20 protein-coding genes, 1 pseudogene and 1 riboswitch are annotated in these 18,818 nt (G+C 33.5%); of the genes and pseudogenes, 13 read left to right on the forward strand and 8 right to left on the reverse strand.

Features of this window, described 5'->3' with window-relative positions; translation table 11 throughout:
* Positions 1 to 507: pseudogene (locus tag G4D61_RS10960) on the forward strand (DDE-type integrase/transposase/recombinase); the annotation flags it as partial.
* A gap of 468 nt (positions 508 to 975) precedes the next feature.
* Positions 976 to 1,065 (forward strand): YjcZ family sporulation protein, encoded by a 90-nt coding sequence (locus G4D61_RS10965; RefSeq protein WP_035349289.1) that lies wholly within the window; start codon positions 976 to 978, stop codon positions 1,063 to 1,065.
* 347 nt (positions 1,066 to 1,412) lie between these two features.
* On the opposite strand, the gene G4D61_RS10970 is transcribed toward G4D61_RS10965, so the two are convergent.
* Positions 1,413 to 2,594, reverse strand: coding sequence for an aminotransferase-like domain-containing protein (locus G4D61_RS10970; protein ID WP_025731473.1), 1,182 nt, complete (start codon positions 2,592 to 2,594; stop codon positions 1,413 to 1,415).
* Between the two features lie 486 nt (positions 2,595 to 3,080).
* On the opposite strand from G4D61_RS10970, the gene G4D61_RS10975 reads away from it, so the two are divergent.
* The 9 genes from G4D61_RS10975 to katX all read left to right on the forward strand — a co-directional run bounded on the left by G4D61_RS10975 (position 3,081) and on the right by katX (position 10,465).
* Positions 3,081 to 3,302 (forward strand): hypothetical protein, encoded by a 222-nt coding sequence (locus tag G4D61_RS10975; protein ID WP_025731472.1) that lies wholly within the window; start codon positions 3,081 to 3,083, stop codon positions 3,300 to 3,302.
* A gap of 273 nt (positions 3,303 to 3,575) precedes the next feature.
* The gene (locus tag G4D61_RS10980) at positions 3,576 to 4,316 is read left to right on the forward strand and encodes a YqcI/YcgG family protein (RefSeq protein WP_231473125.1); all 741 of its coding nucleotides are present in this window, start codon (positions 3,576 to 3,578) and stop codon (positions 4,314 to 4,316) included.
* 349 nt (positions 4,317 to 4,665) lie between these two features.
* A complete protein-coding gene (locus G4D61_RS10985) occupies positions 4,666 to 5,223 on the forward strand; it encodes a CBO0543 family protein (RefSeq protein ID WP_025731470.1) in 558 nt (185 codons plus the stop codon).
* A 157-nt stretch (positions 5,224 to 5,380) separates the two neighbouring features.
* Positions 5,381 to 5,926, forward strand: a complete 546-nt coding sequence (locus G4D61_RS10990) for a DUF3231 family protein (protein WP_025731469.1) — start codon at positions 5,381 to 5,383, stop codon at positions 5,924 to 5,926.
* Between the two features lie 135 nt (positions 5,927 to 6,061).
* Complete coding sequence (locus tag G4D61_RS10995; protein WP_025731468.1) at positions 6,062 to 6,307, forward strand: DUF2164 domain-containing protein; 246 nt, start codon at positions 6,062 to 6,064, stop codon at positions 6,305 to 6,307.
* A gap of 259 nt (positions 6,308 to 6,566) precedes the next feature.
* Entirely contained in the window at positions 6,567 to 7,202 is a 636-nt protein-coding gene (locus tag G4D61_RS11000) for a cupin domain-containing protein (RefSeq protein WP_163173913.1), read from the forward strand.
* Positions 7,203 to 7,655: 453 nt separating this feature from the next.
* Positions 7,656 to 8,198, forward strand: a complete 543-nt coding sequence (locus tag G4D61_RS11005) for a DUF3231 family protein (RefSeq protein ID WP_025731466.1) — start codon at positions 7,656 to 7,658, stop codon at positions 8,196 to 8,198.
* 354 nt (positions 8,199 to 8,552) lie between these two features.
* A complete protein-coding gene (locus tag G4D61_RS11010) occupies positions 8,553 to 8,717 on the forward strand; it encodes a hypothetical protein (protein ID WP_155918595.1) in 165 nt (54 codons plus the stop codon).
* A 158-nt stretch (positions 8,718 to 8,875) separates the two neighbouring features.
* Positions 8,876 to 10,465 carry a catalase KatX gene (katX, locus tag G4D61_RS11015; protein ID WP_163173915.1) on the forward strand — a complete coding sequence of 530 codons (1,590 nt, stop codon included), beginning with the start codon at positions 8,876 to 8,878 and terminating at the stop codon, positions 10,463 to 10,465.
* Positions 10,466 to 10,706: 241 nt separating this feature from the next.
* Here katX and G4D61_RS11020 read toward each other — a convergent pair whose 3' ends face one another.
* On the reverse strand, positions 10,707 to 11,030 hold the full coding sequence (locus tag G4D61_RS11020) for a CotD family spore coat protein (RefSeq protein WP_025731593.1): 324 nt from the start codon (positions 11,028 to 11,030) through the stop codon (positions 10,707 to 10,709).
* Between the two features lie 441 nt (positions 11,031 to 11,471).
* On the opposite strand from G4D61_RS11020, the gene G4D61_RS11025 reads away from it, so the two are divergent.
* Complete coding sequence (locus G4D61_RS11025) at positions 11,472 to 11,891, forward strand: hypothetical protein (RefSeq protein ID WP_025731592.1); 420 nt, start codon at positions 11,472 to 11,474, stop codon at positions 11,889 to 11,891.
* Between the two features lie 119 nt (positions 11,892 to 12,010).
* On the opposite strand, the gene G4D61_RS11030 is transcribed toward G4D61_RS11025, so the two are convergent.
* Entirely contained in the window at positions 12,011 to 12,514 is a 504-nt protein-coding gene (locus tag G4D61_RS11030; protein ID WP_025731591.1) for a DinB family protein, read from the reverse strand.
* Positions 12,515 to 12,909: 395 nt separating this feature from the next.
* Here G4D61_RS11030 and G4D61_RS11035 point away from each other — a divergent pair, with 395 nt between their 5' ends.
* Positions 12,910 to 13,197, forward strand: coding sequence for a hypothetical protein (locus G4D61_RS11035; protein WP_025731590.1), 288 nt, complete (start codon positions 12,910 to 12,912; stop codon positions 13,195 to 13,197).
* Between the two features lie 202 nt (positions 13,198 to 13,399).
* Here G4D61_RS11035 and G4D61_RS11040 read toward each other — a convergent pair whose 3' ends face one another.
* From G4D61_RS11040 to G4D61_RS11060, 5 genes are all read right to left on the reverse strand, one after another.
* On the reverse strand, positions 13,400 to 13,930 hold the full coding sequence (locus G4D61_RS11040; protein WP_025731589.1) for a hypothetical protein: 531 nt from the start codon (positions 13,928 to 13,930) through the stop codon (positions 13,400 to 13,402).
* A 309-nt stretch (positions 13,931 to 14,239) separates the two neighbouring features.
* Positions 14,240 to 14,322: riboswitch (cyclic di-GMP riboswitch) on the forward strand.
* Positions 14,323 to 14,618: 296 nt separating this feature from the next.
* Entirely contained in the window at positions 14,619 to 15,833 is a 1,215-nt protein-coding gene (locus G4D61_RS11045) for an MFS transporter (RefSeq protein ID WP_025731588.1), read from the reverse strand.
* A gap of 24 nt (positions 15,834 to 15,857) precedes the next feature.
* Positions 15,858 to 16,439: a TetR/AcrR family transcriptional regulator gene (locus G4D61_RS11050; RefSeq protein WP_025731587.1), complete on the reverse strand. Its 582-nt coding sequence runs from the start codon at positions 16,437 to 16,439 to the stop codon at positions 15,858 to 15,860.
* A 464-nt stretch (positions 16,440 to 16,903) separates the two neighbouring features.
* Entirely contained in the window at positions 16,904 to 17,488 is a 585-nt protein-coding gene (locus G4D61_RS11055; RefSeq protein WP_025731586.1) for a YitT family protein, read from the reverse strand.
* Between the two features lie 961 nt (positions 17,489 to 18,449).
* The gene (locus tag G4D61_RS11060; RefSeq protein WP_155918519.1) at positions 18,450 to 18,611 is read right to left on the reverse strand and encodes a hypothetical protein; all 162 of its coding nucleotides are present in this window, start codon (positions 18,609 to 18,611) and stop codon (positions 18,450 to 18,452) included.
* Positions 18,612 to 18,818 lie beyond the last annotated feature (207 nt).

Raw genomic sequence — 18,818 nt, forward strand, 5'->3', positions numbered from 1 at the left:
GGTATCGAATTACACTGTGGCTCAATATAAGCCATATAAAGAAACCTGTAATGAAGCGCCTATCAAAAATGAATTACATCGTCAGTTTAAGTAAGAAGAACAATTAGCTGTAGTCGTGAGCGATTTAACATACGTCCGTGTTGAGAAAAAGTGGCACTATGTATGCCTATTTGTCGATCTTTTTAACCGAGAAATTATTGGTTACAGTGCTGGACCAAATAAGACCGCAGGTCTTGTGTATAAAGCATTGGCCCGCATTAAAGGGAATTTACATAACATCAAGATGTTTCATACAGATCGAGGAAAAGAGTTTGATAATAAACTAATTTCAGAGGCGCTAAAAACATTTGGAATTCAGCGCTCATTAAGTATGAAGGGCTGCCCCTATGATAATGCTGTGGCAGAAGCGATGTTCAAGGTATTTAAAACTGAATTCGCAACAACATTCGGATTCATGGAACACTTGGCTATTTAACACCAATCGAATACAAGAAAAAGACCTTATAAAAATTGTCCAGTTTAGTGTTGACAATCCAGTTCTCACCTATACTGCTTTTAACATCTTCATTTTAATCTTTTTATAGTCCTTTTAAGTAAACAACGTTTTTGATTAATATTCACATGACAAACATGAAGAGATCTTCTCATTATTAATGTCATTGCTTTAGTTTCAAATAAATGACTGCTGCTATATTCTCAATAATGCTCTCTCATTCATGTTTAGGTATAAGGCAATCATTTATTTCCTACCATCTTTCTTTTTTCGAACAAGGCTCCTTTCGAATGAGAAATTCCTCATCGAATAATGTGTTGTTATATATGTAAAGAGAAATTTGTTTACTATCGAAGAGGTTATGATGGAAATAATCCCTTACTAGATTACTTGCTCAATTTGCTAAATCTATATGAATGCCTTAAGCGAAAGCTTTTTTGCAACATACAATAAATTAACCTCAAATAAAGGAGGTGTAAGATATGAGCCAAAGTGGATACGGTTTAGGTTTCGCATTAATCGTCGTTCTATTTATTCTATTAATTATTGTAGGTGCTTCATATTGGAACTAGTTTAAACACGAAGAACCAGTAATGACAGGGCAGTTCTATTCTGCCCTTCATATCCACATTATCGTTGCTCATACTTACAAAATATCCCTTTTTCTCTTTCTTTCTGAATTTTTTTGCCTCCTCCAACTCTAGAGCCACCATCCCCACAACTTTTCTGTTATCATAGAAAAGTTGTGGGGATATTTTTTCATAAAATAATGACTTTTTCAAAAATGTTAACTGTTTACTTGCTGATTGGAGCTCGCAACGAGGAGAATACCGATCCTCCTGCGAAAAGCAAAGTCTTTCTCCTTAATATAGAATTCTTAGTATCCACAACCTAAACAAATATATTATTTTAAGATTTTTTATTGAACGTTATTTTTCCATTTTACAAAGCTCTCTTCTAACCGTTCGAATCCCTTCATCATTTCATCATCATTGCAATAAGCGTAACAGATCCGGATTTTTGTATTTGTAACATCATTAAGCGAAAAAGCTTTGCCTGGGACAAATATGACTCCACTCGCAGCAGCATATTTCATCCACTCTAACACATCTCCATCAAGGACATTTACCCAATAAAATAACCCTCCAGCTGGATCAGAACTTAACCAGCCGTATTTTTTATGCATATTTATTAAAAAATGTTGGGTTATTTTTTTTCTATTTTCATAGAAATTCTTTTGCTGTTCTAACAAATCCGGCCAAACATAAGAGGATATTAAGTTATTGATGATCATTTGATTAATTGGTGAAGTACAAGCATCTTGAATTTGCTTAAATTGCTCAAGCTTTTGAATATAGACAGGATGGGCAAGAATAAAACCCGTTCGCATCGCAGGAGCAATGATTTTCGAAAAACTATATAGATAAATCACTTTTTCTTTTAAAGGATCTAACTCAAACAAAGAAGGAATTCTTTCATCAAAAAGTAATTCTCTATAGGGATCATCTTCAATAATGATAAAATTGTATTGATATGCTAAATCAATTAATCTTTTTCTTTTTTCTAAAGAAATAGTAATTCCAGTTGGATTTTGAGCATTAGGAATTATATAAAGTGCTTTAATAGGGACCTTTTTAATACTCGCTTCTAAAACATCCATATCCATTCCATCTTGTTGCAACGGAATTTCGATTGCGTTTAAATTGTATTGGTGAATAGCTGAATGGGCGATTGAATAAGTGTATGCCTCCATTGCAAATGAGTCTTTTTGATTTAGAAGCATTCGGCAAACTAGATCGAACCCTTGAGTATTCCCATTTGTTACCATAATAAAATTTTCAGCAATTGTTTCTTTTGCAGAGATTGTTGAAATAAAAGGATCATATCCTTTTGAACTACAATAGTTATATAAATTACTTGGATCATTTTCAAATAACATATTTGTCATGGCTTGTAGTTGTTTTTTTGGAATCAATTTTTTATTTGGTAACCCGACACTAAAAAATACTGGATCTGTTACCGGAGTCTTAATTTCGTCCATAAAAGAATCAATTGCATTTTCTTTAATCTGAAAACTTAAATGAGATAGTATTGGTTCCAACTACGTAACCTCCTTCCCCCACTTACGTTGCAATAAATAACAACAAAAAAATGATTGGTGCATAAAATGGTCTTATGCATTATATATATGGTAAGCAAGATATGGAGGTTCTCTCATCTTTCACTGTAAAGAAATTTATCGTTATTTTTAAACTAGTCTACAACAACAATATTATGTAAATTAAAACTGTCCCTATATATAGTCCTTTTTTCTCTCTAGCGTACAAATTGAAAAGGTTCTAGAAGCTTGTTCGCTTAAAAGGATCATCCATTGTCGCTCCGCTCTAATTCTACTTGCTTCGATCATCTTTAAATGACAAAACAACTACAAAAATTTCCTCAACCACCTTTTAACATTACATTCCCCTTTGATTTAACCAGCCTACAATTTCTTCAAGTCTCATGAATAAATTTGTCTCTGGGCAGTATACTAATTTCATTTAAAAAGATTAATTTATAAGTAAAGGTTAATAAATGGTGATATGCAATGAGAAAACTAGCTGTTATTACACTTTTCATACATGTAATTATTTCATTCATTTCAATCAATTGGGGGAGAAAAAAAGAAATACGGCAAGATCGAAAACTGTACATTGCTTTAATGCTTGGGGGATTTATTTGGTCGCAACTTCAAACTGAATATCTCATTCTTCGCATAAATAAAAAAATCGATAATAAAAAATCATTCAATTACCGAGAACACCATTAAACCTCCCTATCCTCAATACTTCGCAACATCTCTTTGGTCCAATGAAATGTTTACCCCCGCCTAGGCGGGGAAACAATATCTGAAATAGATCTAAAGGCGGTGTACATTATTATATTTTTAAGTAAAGAAATTGTGAAAAAAAACCCGTCTCCATAAAACACCTCATGGTCAATCATACACCTTTGTGTCAAACACTTCATTTTTACATATGAATAATATGGTTCGGAAACTAGTTGATTTAACTATGTTTTGATATGAAGGAGCTTGATCGATGTGTATGAAGAAATAAGAATGCTGACTAAAAATGAAATTAAACAAGATCTTTTTACAATACCCAGTTGGTTCAAAATGGCGCATCAAAATTGGGAAAATATTATATTACAAAAAGACTTTCCTTGTCATTTCGGAACAATTGCCGAAAAAATGGGACATTTACGATACTCTTATATTGAAAATAACGACATTAGCGGATTGCCAAATACTCTTAGAGAATTTTTAACACTTTCAAGAACATTTACACATTGTAGGCATGCATTAGTAGTATTTTTTGAACCTGAATTACAGTCGAAGTCCTTTGAATACTACCAAGATTTCTTTTGGAAAATTATACAATTTTTGCATGAACATGATGATAAAGAATGGATTGAAGAAGATTTTCCGACAAATCCAGATGATCCAAATTGGGAATTCGTTTTTGATGGTGATCCTATATTTATTTCAGCGAATATGCCCGCCTATAAGCAAAGAATTACGAGAAATTTTGGCCAATGCCTAATATTAATCTTTCAGCCTAGAAGGATATTTTCAGATATTTCACACACAAGCAAACAGGGAAAAAAGGCCATTCATTTAATTCGTTCTAAAGTTGAAGCGATAGAACATCTTCCTATTCATCCTGATTTAGGAGGGTTCGGGGATCCAAGCAAAAGAGAGTGGAAACAATATGTCATTACCGATGATTATACATCAAGAGATGGACAATGCCCATTTCATTATACCCGCAGAAGAAAATAGCTCAAAAAGACGATACAAACATTGACATATGACATTTATTCTAATTTACATAATTAATATTATGTAAATTAGAAGACGCCACCTTCCCGTAAATTTCTGTTTAAAAAATGTTCTCCATTTTTATAAAAATTCCGTAATAGATGCCCCTCTATTATGAGGAGCATTCATTTTTCTATTTGCTATAGCATTTTCATTAAAGAGATTTTAAAGAGTGATTAATAATGACTTTTATGATTTGATCATATTCAAAAAATCAACATATAAGTCTAAAGATGTTTTCTTCCTTTTACATACATACTTTTAATTTTTTAACCCACAATATTATTAAAAAATTAAAGGAATCTTACATATGACGAATACTGAACATATCATAAAAATGACAGATAAAAATACGAGCCAAATTCATGTCTTAATTGAGCAAAAAGTAGATATATGGCTTCACTATGTACTTTTTTCACCCTTATGGTGGATTGCAGCTTCCTTAACAATTATTCCATGGATTTTTTGGCTTCTGTTCAGACCGAGAGAAAGTACTGATCGGTTAATGTACGCTGGCTTTTTTGTAATGATCATTAGTCTTGTCCTTGATGTCTTAGGAGATCAATATGGACTTTGGTTTTACCGTTTTAACCTTATCCCTGTCCTTCCTACATACTTTCCTTGGGATCTAACTTTGATGCCTTTATCTATTATGTTTCTCTTACAGATCAAACCGCAAGCAAATCCTTTGTTCAAAGCTCTTTTATTTGCTATCGCTACTTCTTTTATAGGTGAGCCGTTTTTCGCTTGGATGAAAGTTTATGTACTTATACATTGGCATTATTACTTTTCTGCCCCAATACAGTTTTGCATTTATTTAGTTGCCCACTACATTAGTAGAAGGACAAAATTCTCGAAGCTCACTTAGTTTTTACTCTTTTTCGGGGATGGGTCTCTAGACATTAGTGGGGAGAAATTAAAAATATGCATTGTAAATCTGTTTCGTTGTCTAAAAACGAACATGTATAAAAATAACTCTTTTAGTCAATTTTGTTAATATTATTAACGACGAGGTGTTTCATTCCATGCCGAATAAAATTGAAGCGTTATTCGATTACTTAAGAACACGATTTGATAGTGAACCTAAATCAAAATTACACATTGGGGAGGCAATGGGATGCTGGCTTTACTATACCGCACTTGCCGAAGAAATCCCTGTTCTTGAAATTGCATTAAACACAACAACTGATAATGTGTTGATAGAGTTATTAAAAGATGCATTAAAACTATCTAACCAACAAACAACAATATTAGAAGAATTTATGTTAAAAGAGGGCATCTCTCTTCCTGATACTTCAGCGCATAAGCCACAAACAGATTCAAATAGTATTCCACTCGGAGTAAAGTCAACTGATATAGAGATTGCCAATCTTATTTCTGCAAAAGTAGCATCAAATATTGTTATGTGCTCTACCAACATTAGCCAAAGTATTCGCAGTGATGTAGGATTAATGTGGATTCGTTTTCATTCTGAAAAATGTGTGTACGGTATGGACGTAAAAACAAAAATGCGAGAACATGGTTGGATTAAAGTCCCACCGTATTACTATCCACCTGGAAGCACCAAATAACGACATTGGTGCTTTTTTGAATGAAATGTTGCTCCTCCCCTTATTTTTATGTCCAATTGATTCAGCAAAATCCTGTCCCTTTTTCATTTATACATGTATAATTTTAGTAATCAAATGGTTTGGGAGTGTTCTAATTTGTTTTTAAAACTAACGAAAGAACAACATCAGATAATGATAGCAGATATTCAATATTTTTTTTCTCAAGAAAGAAACGAAGAAATTTCTGAATTTGCTGCTGAGAGAGTATTAGATTTTATAAAAGAGTCACTCGCCCCTCATTTCTACAATGCGGCAATCTCAGATGCTAAATATGTAGTTGACCAGCAAATTTCATCTCTTGAAGATGAAGTATTATCCCTCAAACGCCCGTTAAAAAGATGAGTGCTTTTTCAAGAGTGAAATTATTAATCAACATTTCACTCTTTTCACATGCGATTTCTTTCAAAGATCATTCTGCTTTGCGCCATGTTATCCTCTTTTGAATTCATTCCTACTTTCTATGTATTTTCATTTGTTTAAGCATTGACAGTTTCTAACTCTACTATCTGTATCCTGAAGGGGTGAACTAGGTACATGCACTATCATGTCATCGTTGCATAATGTACTTATGAAAATAAACTTTAGCGAGGAATGAATACGAATGGTTTCTTATATGGATTACACTTCACCATCAGCACGCTTCTCTTTTGATATTAATAAAAGTACTTTAGTAAAAAAAGATCAGCAAAATTATATAAATGTGTTAGGAATCGAGCAATTAAATACGTTGGAAAATGTATCATTGCTAGATATTTTCCTAAGCGCTAATAATGTTATAGAACCGCATTATCATCAAAATGCTGCAGAACTCGTTTATTGTATTTCTGGTGCTGCTACTGTTTCATTATTGAATCCATTCACAAGGCAAATTCAAAATTACTATATTACCCCAGGCCAAGTCACTAATATTCCACAAGGATGGTGGCATTATGAAGTTGCCGCTGTCGATAACACCCATTTACTTGCCATTTTTGACGCACCAACACCTGAAGTAATTCTAGGTTCAGATATTTTAAAACTAACACCTGCTAATATTATGGCACATACTTATTGCATGGATAAAAATCAGTGGCAAAAAACGGTGGCTCCTGTAAAACCTGCAACATTTATTGGACCGACAGCTAACTGTAATCGAAACGTACAAAATACTGCACAACATCCTTATGCCACGCAAAGGCATACAGTTCAAAGTTATGATCAACAACTGCCGGCAAATCGCCATTATTATAACTATTGAAAGCAACGTACTAACAATCAGTTTAGTATCGACATGGACATGGATTCCATGTTTTTTTATGTAATATAAAAGCATCCTGTATTTTAAAAACATAACGACTACAGTATTAAGCGTGCCTATCTTTTTACTATTTCCCCTTTGATAATAAAATTGTTAGAACAACCAAAGAGTATAAACATATTGTAGCAAACAACGTAATGCCTAACCTTTTGGTCATACTGACAAACTGTTTCACTTCCGATCAGCTCTCTTCCATTTTGATTCAAAATACACATTTTTATTATTACGCTTAACATGTTGGTTAATATGCCTAATTTTTTATATTTCCAGTTAAAAATTAAACAGGTGTTCTCTTTAAGAACTAGATCACTTTTTTCCAATAATTCCTATTTTCATATAGAGAATATGTTCTATTTTCATGGTTAACAATACAAGTGAAAGGATGGATTCTAAATGACAAATATATTTGAATCACTTAAAGATTTTATTTCCCCGCTTATTGATAATGAAAAAAATCCTCTTCACGTTGGTGAGGTATCAAATCTCTGGATACTTCTTACGATGTTAGAAGACGGTATTTCCCTTTACCAAACATCACTAAATACGTCCAAAGATGGGGAATTATTACATACACTTGAAAAAGGAATGCAACTTTCAATAAATTCAATTAATAAATTAAAAACATTTATGCAACATGAAGGAATCCCCTTAACAAAACCAGCTGAGCCCAAACCAAAATCTAATCCGGACTCAATTCCATTAGGTGTTAAACAAACAGACGATGAAATTGCAAATTTAGTTTCTGTAAAAGTAGCTGCAGAAATTACATTAATTGGACAAGCGCTCGCTATGACAATCAGAAATGATGTTGGACTAATATTATTAGGAACTTTAATTGAATTACTTAAGTTCGGTACCTCTTTGAAAAGTATGATGATCAAGCGAGGATGGATCAAAGTCCCGCCTTACTACTATCCTCCAGGGGGCACGAGCTAACTAGATATCCTGCTGACCAATATATTATTCTAATTCTACTCAATGTTTTAATTTAATAAATTCATAAATACTATAAACAAAGATCGCTTAATATAGAAAAAAATATATTACTGCTTAATTCAATTGCCCAAGTATTAAGCCTAATTACTTTCATAGTTGAAAATACACTAGCTCCCTAAAAATTTTGATATTTTCCTTCCCTTCAAGCTTTCAGGAAAAGGTTTGTTCTAAGCAGCACGTTTGTGCAGATTCTATCTTTTTCATGAACTCTAATAGTTAGAATGAATTAAAAGTTTGGGATTTAAGGTTAATTTTCTCAGTTTTACACACTCTATAAAATGGAGGTGATAAAACATGCAAAAAAAAGATCGGCCATTTGAAACAAATACTTACAGCTATAATGATCAGCTTGCCAACAGTGAACAAAGTGACAATCAAAACGGTGTAATGGATAACATTACTCAAACATTCCAAAACGTTGTAGATGCAGTTACTGGTAACGACGAAGATGATCGTTGACATGAAGCGGGAACGCCAAATAGTTGGCGTTCTTTTTCGTTTAGCTATTCTCAATCAGATTATATTAGAGGATCTTTCGTAAAGCACAAATAAAAAACACATATTTTTTTAACAGTTGGAAAAGCTTTTAATTGTTATAAAATCGAGGAGGCTACATAATGAACACGAATGAGAATGAGCATGAATATCAACAAAATGAAGCAAATGATACTTTAACAAATCAACAAGGTCATCCTGTAACAAATAATCAAAACGTTCGTACTGTAGGAAACAGAGGTCCAACGACTTTAGAGAATTATGATTTTCTAGAAAAGATCAGTCATTTTGATCGTGAAAGAATTCCAGAACGTGTCGTACATGCTCGTGGTGCAGGTGCACATGGTTATTTCGAATCTTATGGAACCGTTGGAGATGAGCCAATCTCAAAATATACACGAGCAAAGGTATTTGAAAAGGGTAAAAAAACCCCTGTATTTGCTCGTTTTTCCACTGTTAATCATGGCAAGCATTCACCAGAAACTTTACGTGATCCCCGGGGATTTGCAGTTAAATTTTATACAGAAGATGGAAATTGGGATTTAGTGGGAAATAATCTTAAAATCTTTTTCATCCGTGATGCATTAAAGTTTCCAGATCTTGTACATGCATTCCAGCCTGACCCTGTCACTAACATTCAAGATGGCGAAAGAATCTTTGACTTTATTTCACAATCTCCTGAAGCCATACACATGATTACATTCTTGTTTTCACCTTGGGGAATACCGGCAAATTATCGGCAAATGCAAGGATCTGGTGTCCATGCATATAAATGGGTAAACGCAGAAGGAGAAGCTGTTCTTGTCAAATACCATTGGGAACCGAAACAAGGAATTAAAAATTTAACACAAAAGGAAGCCACTAAAATTCAAGGAATGAATTTTAATCATGCAACACAGGATTTATATGAAGCAATCGAAAAAGGAAATTATCCTGAATGGGAGCTTTATGTTCAAATTATGAGTGATGATGAACATCCAGAATTAGATTTTGATCCGTTAGATCCTACAAAATTATGGTACAAAGATGACTTTCCTTGGATGCCTGTAGGAAAAATGGTTTTAAATAAAAATCCTGAAAATTATCATGCTGAGGTTGAACAAATTGCATTTGGTACTGGTGTACTTGTTGACGGCCTCGATTTTTCGGATGATAAGCTTTTGCAAGGAAGAACATATGCTTATTCAGATACACAACGATATCGTGTAGGAGCAAATTATTTACAATTGCCAATCAATCAACCGAAAAAACATGTGGCAACAAATCAAAGCGGTGGACAAATGGATTACAGAACAGATTATGGGAAAGATCAAAATCCTCATATTAATTATGAACCATCTCTTCTTGATGGGTTAAAAGAAGCAAAAAATCCAGGTAAAGAGTATGAGCCATATGTTGCTGGACACTTAAAACGAGAAAGCATTGATCGCACGAATAACTTTGGACAAGCTGGCGAAACATACAGAAGGTTAAATGACTGGGAACGAAACGAACTAATTTCCAATCTTGTCAATACTTTAAGCGCTTGTCATAAAGAAATTCAAAATAAAATGATTGAACTATTTAGCAAATGCGATCCTGATTACGGGAAACGAGTTGAGGACGGCTTGAAAAAGGTGCATGAAAACGATCATGGGCCAATTGGGGCAACAATGACAGATGAAGCTGTCCAACAAGCAAATGAAATGGGGCATGTATCCGATCCTTATTAAAAATAAAAAAATATTAAAGGGTATTCATTTTAATGAAACCCTTAATTTAATTACTATTCGCTTTTCAATTTTTGTGATGCATATGGTTATTTACAAGTAAACCAGCATTAAATCGCGATAGGGCGCTTCAATTCTAGTATGTCGCGCGATCACCTATGTAACAAAGCATAACAGATCTTTAATTCCCTTCCTATTTCAAAAAGGCATCCATTTAAAAAGGATGCCTTTTTATATAGATCAATTAAAATCCAAATGGTCTAGGGCGATGATGCGGTGGGCAGCATGGATTTACAGGTGCACCGCAAAATACATGGTTTTCATAACATTCATTTACGACAGAATCTGTATGTGGAAAATAATGTTTGTGTGTGTAGACATGTTTGTTCACATGTGTTGTATGTGTTGGATGAACATGATTTACAACATGTGGAAAAATAGTTGTCTGCACAGAATTTTGAGCTGGATCAGTCATTCCTGGATCATATTGAGTTGGTGCAACCATTGGTGGACATTCCTTGGCTCCACAATGACCACCTAAATGATGATGATGTTTAAAATGACTCACAAATATCTCTCCTTTCTTTTTTTTGCCTCTTTCCTTATTAGACTATGATACTTATGAATAAGTTGTACTAGTTTAAAAACCTATTTTCATCTAATAAGTTTGTTCCCTCTTCGCTTCTTATACGTGTGCTCAACTCTTAGCCAAGATATAAGATCATGCCTGATTTTAACATTCATTGATGTTGTAAAAAGCGAAAAGTTCCTCAACATGTCTCTTTGCATTTACTATACAAATCATTTTTAAACATTTATTTGAGTAGGTGATGTATAAACATCCTTTTTCACGTAATAAGATACATTCACGACATGTATCATCTAAAGTACTTTCACTTAAGGGGCATTTTGAACTGACGATCGATAAAAACATTTTCTATTAAAAAAACATAGTAGGAATTAAATAGAAGGTGATGAGTCAAAATAACAATAAAAAGGAAAATGATATATGAGAAATATTGCAGCACTTTTTTCATTGCTAATGCCAGGATTTGGGCAAATATATAATCAGCAATTTATAAAGGGTATTAGCTTCGTTATAATTGAGCATTTCGATAATATGTTTGGAAAAATTAACAAATCGATTCAACTTGACTTTAATGGATTTCACCATCAAGCATTAGAAATGATCAACTATAACGCTATGCTTTTTTACCCCGGCTTTTATATGTATGTAGTTTGGGATGCCTGGTATTATGCGAAAGATGGTGCAAATAAAACAATCACTGCCATCCCTTTTATTTTTGGAGGATTTTTAGGAGAATTAGGTGCCATTTTTTCTACAAAGTTGCCATTTGCTTCATTAACAGTTGGACTATTTATGATCATTCCAAGTATTTTTGCTATGATTTTTTTCCGACATCAATAATCATGTAAGGAGAAATTTGTAAGGACGAGCAAATAAAGTCTATTTGATTGCTAATAAAAAGTCTTTTAGTAAAAGGAAACCCCACACTTAAAGGTTTCCTTTTTTACTAATCTGTAACTTTAAAGCAGTGGATTTTCCACGCCTAAATGAACCCAATCTTCTTTTGATGGTCCATAAACGCCAAAAGGCTTCAACCCTGCTTGGCGAATAAGAACAGTTAATTGCCCTCTATGATGAATAATGTGTTTAATGAGCCCCATCAAAATTTGGGCATTTGTTTCTTCTCTTCCAAATGCCTTCTGTATTTGACTCAAAGTGTCATCTTTCCACTGTTGTTCAATTGCTTGAGCAGCTTCTTCACTCACCCTTTTAAATGTTGCTGCGATTTCTTTTGCAGAAGATGGGACATTTTTCGCATTTTCAACTTTATTTACGTTTAAGCCGAAAAGAGTTAAATAATCCGGAATATTTGTGGTGATATGCCACGCAATTCTTCCTAAAGTTCGTCCCTCTTGGTAAACTTTTTGGTTTAGTGAGTCATCGGTCAATCCATCTAAAACTTTTTGAGTTAAAGTAGCTTCTCGATTCCACTCTCTAATAAAATCTGCGATCGTTACATACATTTACAATTCCTCCATAATAACAATTCCCGCTAATGGTTTGAAACAAATTATAAAACATTTGTTCTCATATATCAAATTCCCTGCCTTCTTCAAACGATCAACTTCAACGATACCTTTAACTGCAGTAATCTCCATTTGTTTTAAGATGATAAGCCGTTATGTCTCCAATAAAAAGCGTAATCGAAGTAGCACCTACGATTTCCGTGATTTTCGCAGAAAGTACTTTTAAACATACAAACAACAAAAGTAAATCTATTCAGCGATATTTTCTGAATATTCATTCCCATATTGATCATTGAAAAATTTGGATATAACGATCGACATTTACTGTAACAGTCTAAAGAGCTGAACATATTCTATAGATATTAACCTATCCCTATAAGGAGAGATGCTAAATGTATTCTTATGAAAATTATTATGTTCCTCAATATCAATCAGCCTATGATCCATATGGACAGAATGATCCGTATCAAGCAAACAGGCAACAACAACTGTCACAACTATTCCAACTTCCCCAGTGGAGCCAGCTTCAACGTAGAGTAAATTTGCTTGAAAGACAAAATGATCAGCAACAAAGAGAAATTGACCTACTTCAGCGTCGACTTCAAAGAGTTAATCAGCGTCTTCGTGCAGTGGAAAATAGACTTAATATTCCTTTTACTCCATTTGAAGGTGGATTTTAAACATTCAAGCTCTAATCAAGATGATCCTCATATTAATGTTTACTTTCTTGAATAATTAAAGCAATATTCACCCTTCCTATTTAGATTAGCATATATCACATTTACTTATTTTATATTAAAACAAAAACAAGCCTTTACATACGTAAAAGCTTGTTTTTGTTTTAATATAGATCTTACGACTCGCTTTCCAGCAGCACTTCATCTACACCCAATTATCACCCGATTGATCATCCCAACTATCAAAATCCTGATTATCTTGCTGGCTATCAGGATTATAATCAGCTTTATCATCATTATGATCATCGTTGTCGACATTCCAATTATTTTGATTATCATCTTCATTTTGACGGCTAATTTCTTCGTGAAGCTGATCAATTTCGTCTTGCTGCAAAATATTTTGATCTTCTAACTCTCGTAGCAGTTCATGATCTTCTAAATTCTGTAATGATTGAAATTGATCAAAACCAATTCTCCCCTGTTCTAACAAATATGTCAGTAAAGCGCCAGCTGCCAATCCTCCGGCAAAAGTTCCGAACCGTCCCATCCCAGGACCGCCTGTGTTACTCCAGCCGCCCATTCCATTATAGTTTGTTGGTCCATAGTAATCCGAACGCTCATTGTAAACATTTCTTCTCGGCTCATATATTTGAGGTCTATTTCGTTGCATTAACGGCCTTATAATTAATAGATGCACTAATACAATGATAATAATAATCGCAATAAATAAAAACATCCTCGCGGTACCTCCTTATCGCAGCAAAACTTACTGTTTTTACTATACACTTTTCTTGATTAAATAAACATTAAAATTTACAGAACTTATAATAAAAAAATCGCAAAGTCTTCCTGGAGACTTTTATACTAAAGCTAAAGCTCTCTGAACTTCCTACATTTTCGTGTTTACTTATATTCATAATAAAACGACCTGTGAATTTTGTCGAAATATATAAATGACTGTTATCACTTGTTGCAATTTGATGTTTTATTTAGCTTTAAGTACCTGTTTTGGTCATGATAAAATTTTACTATAAACTATTACATAATCTGATAAAGGCAAACCTATTGAAAAGTGGGGACGCAAAGTCTCGGGTCTAAGGTAACTACTATGATGGCTGGACTACCGGGTTTGATGATCAAAGGAGAAGATTTTTTTGAGTATTAAATCCATATTTTGCCTGTTTCGTAGATATCATAAATATGACTTTTACACAAATAAATGCATTAGATGCGGTAAGAAAAGAATTGCTCGTTAACTCGGGCTTTTTTCTTTTGCTTACATGAAAATGAATACACTGGAATAAGTTGCGAATGTCAGTCAACCTTTATGCGCAAATCAGCTCCGGGAAGCGAAGTTTATTTCCAGAGCGCGGGTGGAGCACTATTCGGGGTTTCTTTCGTTAATATACTTTTGTCCCAGCCTCCTAATCTGAATGATTCTCATAGAAGTTTTCTTTCATTTGTCGCTCTTTCCATTTCATTGTTATGCAAAATCCAATAAATATGACAACAGCTGAGAAAAGATAAGGATAGTTGATGTTAATGTCAAATAATACGCCACCTATTGCTGGACCTGCAATATTACCTAAACTTGTATAGGTTGAGTTCATTCCAGCTACAAACCCCTGCTCTTTTCCAGCAGCTTTAGACAAAAAAGTCGTCAATGCCGGCCGAAGTAAATCAAAGGCGAGGAAAATGAAACAAGTTACCAGCAGCACTGTAAAAAAATTAGAGATCATGGTGGATGCCACTGCCAATATTGCACTAATGATTAAACATAACTGAATGAGTTTCTTTTCCCCAAGTATATCTACAATTGTTCCAAACATAAATATTTGCACAATAACACCGAAAATTGAACTAATTGTAACGATTGTCGCAATGTCCTTTGGCGTAAAGCCAAATTTATGATCCGAAAATAAGCTAAAAACATTTTCATATGCTGATAATCCAAAAGCAAGTACAAATACAATCATAAATGCCAGTAAATAAAGCGGATTTAGAGATTTCTTTAAATCACTTAAAAAATTTGTATGTTTAGACGTTGCTGAAATCTCTATAAGCTGCTCCTTTGTCAACGAATCCTTTAGCAAAAGGGATGATAAAAGGCATACGGCGAAGGCAATAACCGCGGCAAAAAAGAAAGGCATGCGTATCCCGTATTCTGCAATAAAACCACCGATGCCAGGTCCTATAATAAAACCGGTACTTATGGCAGCTGAAATATATCCCATTGCTTTTGACCGTTCCTCAACAGAGGTAATATCTGCAACATAGGCAGTGACTCCCGGCATAATCAAGGCAGCACTAATTCCCCCTAAAAACCTTGATAAATAAAGCAATGAGATATTCGTACCTAAACCAAAAATAAGTTCTGAAACACTAAAAATAAACAAACCGCCAATGATCATTCTTTTTCTACCATAACGGTCAACCCAACGGCCTGCAAGCGGTGACATAATCAGTTGCGCAACTGCAAATACAGCAACAAGATACCCCATTGTTTTTCCTGACAAATGCATGATATCCATAAAGGACGGCATAACAGGTATAATGAGACCTATTCCTAAAAATGCAATAAATATATTACTTAGTAGCATCATTAATACTGCCTTTTGTTCTTTAATTGATCGCTTCACACATCTTCCCTCCTTTCTAAAATATTATTGAAGTGAAATCCCCCTCCAAAATACTGTCCAGGAGGCTTCTAATTTTTCCTTTAGACGTTTCTCATCGTTTCCGTATACGAGTTCCAACATAATAGAATCTACAACTCCTAGGAATGCGTAGGTCAGTGTTTTTGCTAAATTATCTGCAATAACTTTAGCATCGAGCCAAGTTTGAAATATACTTTCTAATATTCTCTGTTCTTTTTCGATGATGTCGATTACTTCCTTCTCTATTTCCTTCGCAAGATGTGCTGGAGGGAAAAAAGACATACGTAACCAAAACTTTAAATGCTCATTTTTTTGAAAAAGATCGATTGCTAATCGCAAATATCCGTATAAATCTTCTTTAGGATTTTGTGAGCCAACATGATTGAAATATTGAAGCTTTGAAGAGAGTTCAGTCTCTTTCGCATCACGCAATACTTGCAAAAACAGATCATCCTTCCCTTTAAAATGGGCATAAATTGATTGCTTTTTCACTCCAGCTTCTTCTGCTATTTGTGAAAGAGATGCACCTTCATATCCGTGAATCGTAAAATACTTTAAAGCTGCATCCTTAATTTCTTTACTTTTCAATTAACTCACCTCTAATTAACGAACGTTCGTAAGGATATGCTACCAAATAGAATACGAATAGGCAAGCGATAATAACAAATGAGATTCTAACAGACAATCGATCATAAGAAAATGTCTATGTATTTTTTAGATCTAGGAAAGAAGTTTATGGGGCTAAATTTTATATTTCTAGGGGAAAAGGAAAAGTTTTGGCACTATTACGTATAACAACAAATTCAAGAAGGACAATGGAAATGTATGCTAAAGAAACCAGTTTCGATTAAAAATCTGCCAATAACAAGTTTGGGGGCTTCTTAGTTATTCCTACACTTTCTAATGCTGGGCTGTAATGATTGATTCCACAGAAATGAGAAAGTTACGAAAACTTCCCCTGCTAACATTAGCAGCCAATGAGCAATTCAGAGCGTATAAAGAAGTTTGACAGCAATTTAAACGAAAGAAAATACACACTATTTCATAAATCATTATTTAATAAATAATATGATTCGCTTTATAGATGTTATCAACATTGCTGTGATGCTTACATTGATCACAATTAGCATAGAATACAAAAGCCGTTCATCTCTTAAGATGAAAACACCAAATAAAATAATGATAGAATCTAATAGAAGTAATGAGATTCCAACATTAATGGAAAGTATTTTAGACATCATTAAAGCCAATAAATCAACTCCTCCTGGACTTATATGCTCTCTCAGCATAAACCCTACTCCTATTCCAATGATTATCCCTCCAAAAAGAACACTAATAAGGGGAGGAAGATTACTAATGTATTGAATAGGGGCTAACAATGTAACAATAATGCTGGAGATAGTGATACCTAATATACCATTAAGAAAATAATTCTTATCGTACATAGCCGCAAAAATAAAGATTGGAATGTTTAAACATGCAAATGTAATAGCAATATTGGAATTTAATAAATAATGCAGAATTAAACTTACTCCCCACAGCCCGCCATTAATTAAATGAATCGGAATAATGAAGCCATTTATTCCTACACCTATAAAAAGACTTGCAAATATTGTAATAAATACTTTCTTGACCATCAAATCATCCCTGTCCAAACTATTTCTAATATTTATATGGTCAAAAATATGTTATATACCCTGAGACTTAGAGATATAAGCATGAATAGCGAAAAACTTTCGTTACTTAATCCTTCACGGACTAAATAATAGCATGAATGATTCATATCTTCGCTTTAATAAGCACATAAATCTTTTCAAACATTTCACAAGTTCCCATAGCATTATTTTCTATCGACTTCCAATCTCTATAGAAACGTCATCATTGATATGATCTAAAAATGATTGTTATGGAGTGAAAACAAAATGCTTAACTTGCTGATTAACAAATAGATGAAATGACTACTTATTTTCTTCTCATTTTGCTAACATGACATCCCACTTATTCCTTCTAAATTAAAAGAGGATTGTACTAAATATTAGGTTTTATTGAATTCAGTTATGGTAACTACTATGTTATTCTTAAACTCCTCGGTTATTGTTTTTATCGTAGTCACTTTATTAATTCCAAAAAGATTACCTAGATGCAAGTTATATACAACTGCACTATTTTCTATCGTGTTAGATTTTATTACTGCAACATTAGTTATCAAAATAGTGGGCTTTTAGTATTATTTTTCACCCTTCCTTAAAGAAAAAAGAAGGAATGCATTTTATATAGCCCTCCTCTTTTCATTTTTCCTTTTTCTAAATCACTTTAAAGCAGCATTCACTATTACGACCGCTAATATAAAACACCAAATATACATATTTAGTTTGTCAGGCAAAAATTTTAAAACCCATATAGACATCATTAGGGTTGCAATGGTAAGGTAATTTCCCCTGTCCTCATAGTCAAATTTCTTTAAATTTGCAACTAGTATTATATAACCAATTGGCGGCGTTATAAAACAAAAAAAATATAATAGACCTTTTTTTAAGTACCATGGCTGTTTCTTGTCCACAGTATCATCCTTCCCTATGATTTAATATCATTGTACTATCAAATAGGGGGAATCATCATCAATGTTTTTGTAATACCAGTAGCGGCCCAATCTGGAATTCCATGGACGAATGTATTGGTACCACGTTTATCTAGATTTTCTGCTGTATCAGAAATTCCAACAAAATTATCCAAGGCTTTTATTAAAGCCAGTGTTGTCATTATATTTTTCCAAACTTTTTTAATTAATGATTTTATCGGTAGTTAATAATCCCTTTTTCAATAGCACTGTCAACTTTTTTCCAGAATAAAGGTGTTTTATGAAGATGTACGTGCAGATCAAAAAAGTGCATACCCCTTCGAATATGTAATAGTAGAGTCAAAAACCGAATAAAATAGTTGCTTAAATTTCAAAGGAGTAGTTTGACA

Source organism: Heyndrickxia ginsengihumi (assembly GCF_011008565.1).
Taxonomy (GTDB): Bacteria; Bacillota; Bacilli; order Bacillales; family Bacillaceae_C; genus Weizmannia; species Weizmannia ginsengihumi.